The organism is Pseudomonas sp. PB101 (genome assembly GCF_009764265.1).
Taxonomy (GTDB): domain Bacteria; phylum Pseudomonadota; class Gammaproteobacteria; order Pseudomonadales; family Pseudomonadaceae; genus Aquipseudomonas.
In genome coordinates, this window is the sequence record NZ_RWIR01000047.1 from 1 (window position 1) to 1,426 (window position 1,426).

General features: G+C 56.6%; 1 protein-coding gene. It reads right to left on the reverse strand.

Annotation, left to right across the window (positions count from 1 at the left end):
- Window positions 1–9 precede the first annotated feature (9 nt).
- Window positions 10–1,341 (reverse strand): IS4 family transposase, encoded by a 1,332-nt coding sequence (locus EI969_RS13960; RefSeq protein WP_160388321.1) that lies wholly within the window; start codon window positions 1,339–1,341, stop codon window positions 10–12.
- Window positions 1,342–1,426 lie beyond the last annotated feature (85 nt).

Here is a 1,426-nt window from a genome sequence, read left to right on the forward strand (position 1 = left end):
TAATGCCAGTCAGTTAAGCTGACTGGCATTTTTATTTCTGATCGGATACTTCGGCGATTTGAGCCGGATGGCGCGAGGATAAATACGCTCCTCTCGCCGATGAGGCAGGACATAGTGCGGGGCTGAGGCATGAAGCTCGGCCAGGTACTTGGGGATGTTCCCGGAGCGGTCGGCCGAGACACTGTTGATAAACCCTAAAATCGCCCAGGTACACGCGCTAAAACTCATTTCACACGGGTAAATACCTGGACAGTGACGGCTCATTTCCACCATCTGATAGCGCAACAAGTTGTAGCCCAGCAACACCCCCCACAGTTCCTGCTCGACCATCTCGGGTGTCTTGCTGCGCAGCGTATAGCTGCTGTTGAGCAGCGTCTGTTTCATCTCGCGAAACCCTAATTCGATCTCCCATCGCTGGCTATACAGGTCGACGATTTCGTCGGACGGAAAGCGCAGCGGGTCGGCCATCGACGTCAGGATCTGACACACCTTGCCCTTGACGGTTTTGCTCAGGAGTCGCGCAGTCAGGCGCTCGGGCAGCCCCGGCCATTGTTTGCGGGCTTGCGGCGAAGTACTTAACAAGACAACCGCATCCTGGCGCCCCAAACGCTGAACCACTTCGTACTGTGTGCCTTTTTTCAGTGGCATCAGCCAATGCCGCTCGGTGCCTGCCTGCTGCCATTGGTGCAGCAAACCCAAGGAGTAAAAGCCTCGATCGAACAGGGTCAACGAGTGATCGGGCGTGGTGTCGATCAGTTGTTCGGCCAGTTTCATTTCATTGCTGCGATAGCCATCAAACGCGCTGCCGATCAGCATGTGGCTGGTCAACTCCATCTGGCAAACCATGCGGATCTGGGGAAAACCTGTGTCGCCATGCTGATTGCTGGCCGAGTCGTAGCGCGCCCGATTTTCCGGGGTATCCGGTGTTCGCCAGACCACACCGTCGACGCCCAGCAAACGCAAGCCGGCCCAAGTTGGGTGATCCACGGCCTCATGCCAACTTTTCTGAGTCAGATGGAAGACCTGTCGGACAGCCTCGCAGCCCAACCGCTGACGGGCTTGAACCACAGCGCTGGGTGCCACCAGCGGACGTTGGCCCGGCAGCATGATGTTCATGCGGCTGACCACATCCCATGCCGACATGCGTCGAAAGAACGCCATGGAAATCACGCACCAGAGCATCATTTCCAGTGGCAAACGCCGCTTGCGCAGGGTCGCCACACCGGCCTGTTCAAGGGCCTGCTCGACCAAAGACGGATCGAGTAAAGAATCCAGTCCCTCGATTGAATTGGGAGTGGAGGCGATGTTGTGGGTCAGTTCCAGGGCTCGAGCGAGACGCATAAAAAAATCCGATGCCAGTACAGGCATCGGATTTTGATTTCTTGCGGCCAAAGGTCAAGCGAGAAGGCTTAACTGATCGGCATTA